At 49.8% G+C, this 1,407-nt stretch carries 3 protein-coding genes; all 3 read left to right on the top strand.

From position 1 onward, the window contains the following. Positions 1-229: hypothetical protein (locus tag NG346_RS14435; RefSeq protein WP_262288912.1), on the top strand; the 229-nt coding region annotated here is incomplete at its 5' end. Continuing rightward, complete coding sequence (locus NG346_RS14430; RefSeq protein ID WP_262281183.1) at positions 189-500, top strand: hypothetical protein; 312 nt, start codon at positions 189-191, stop codon at positions 498-500. The genes NG346_RS14435 and NG346_RS14430, both read left to right, overlap by 41 nt. Further along, positions 497-994, top strand: coding sequence for a hypothetical protein (locus NG346_RS14425; RefSeq protein WP_262281354.1), 498 nt, complete (start codon positions 497-499; stop codon positions 992-994). Before NG346_RS14430 ends, NG346_RS14425 begins: the two co-directional genes overlap by 4 nt. The last annotated feature ends 413 nt before the right edge of the window (positions 995-1,407 follow it).

Here is a 1,407-nt window from a genome sequence, read left to right as displayed (position 1 = left end):
TCGCAAGGCAAGTGGCTACAGTGGCATCAAGGCTGCGCTTCGATGCCCTTCCGCCACACGCCTTGCGCACAAGCCTAAGAATGCTTCACTTCACTCTTTCGTCCATGACTGCAAGGGCGAAGCCAAGCTTTTGAAGTGCTTCGCAATGATTGGGAGTACCCGCTACGCAAGGCTTGGAAGTATAAGCTATGCAATGCCAACAGTATCGCAAGGCAAGTGGCTACAGTAGCATCAAGGCTGCGCTTCGATGCTCTTCCGCCACATGCTTTGCGCACAAGCCTTTAAAGGCTCCACTTCACTCTTTCGTCCATGACTGCAAGAGCGAAGTCAAGCTCTTGATGCGCTTCGCAATGATTGGGAGTAACCGCTACGCAAGGCTTGGAAGTATAAGCTATGCAATGCATAGGAGTACCAACAGTATCGCAAAGCAAGTGGCTACAGTAGCATCAAGGCTGCGCTTCGATGCTCTTCCGCCACATGCTTTGCGCACAAGCCTTTGAAGGCTTCACTTCACTCTTTCGCCCGAGGACTGCAAAAGCGAAGTCAAGCTCTTGAAGTGCTTCGCAATGATTGGGAATATCCGCTATGCAAGGCATGGAAGTCTAAGCTACGCAAGGCATGGGAGTACCAACAGTATCGCAAGGCAAGTGGCTATAGTAGCATCAAGGCTGCGCTTCGATGCTCTTCCGCCACATGCTTTGCGCACAAGCCTTTGAAGGCTTCACTTCGATCTTTCGTCCGTGGACTGCAAGGGCGAAGTCAAGCTCTTAATGTGCTTTGCAATGATTGGGAATATCCGCTACGCAAGGCATGGGAGTATAAGCTACGCAAGGCATGGGACTACCAACAGTATCGCAAGGCAAGTGGCTACAGTGGCATCAAGGCTGCGCTTCGATGCCCTTCCGCCACACGCCTTGCGCACAAGCCTAAGAATGCTTCACTTCACTCTTTCGTCCATGACTGCAAGGGCGAAGTCAAGCTCTTGATACGCTGAGCAATGATAGGGAATATCCGATACGCAATGCATGGGAGTACCAACAGTATCGCAAGGCAAGTGGCTACAGTAGCATCAAGGCTGCGCTTCGATGCTCTTCCGCCACACGCCTTGCGCACAAGCCATTGAAGGCTTCACTTCACTCTTTCGTCCGAGGACTGCAAGGGCGAAGTCAAGCTTTTGAAGCGCTATGCATTGATTGGAAATATCAGATATATAATAATATGAGTATGAATTACAATAACTCCGAAATGTCGGGGAAATATCGTACCTTTGTGCCCGATATGGAGAGTAAGCGTATCGGTATTCACGTATTGCCACAAAAAACTGATCAAGAGAGGAGGCTTGCCCAGTTTTGTTAGTCTTTTGTGGAAGGTTGCCAACGGTCTGGCAATAGGTTTCTATAATTCTCC

The organism is Hallella absiana, assembly GCF_025457485.1.
GTDB classification, from domain to species: Bacteria; Bacteroidota; Bacteroidia; order Bacteroidales; family Bacteroidaceae; genus Prevotella; species Prevotella absiana.
The sequence above is the reverse complement of the archived record's forward strand: the minus strand, read 5'-3'. Positions and strand labels throughout refer to the sequence as shown.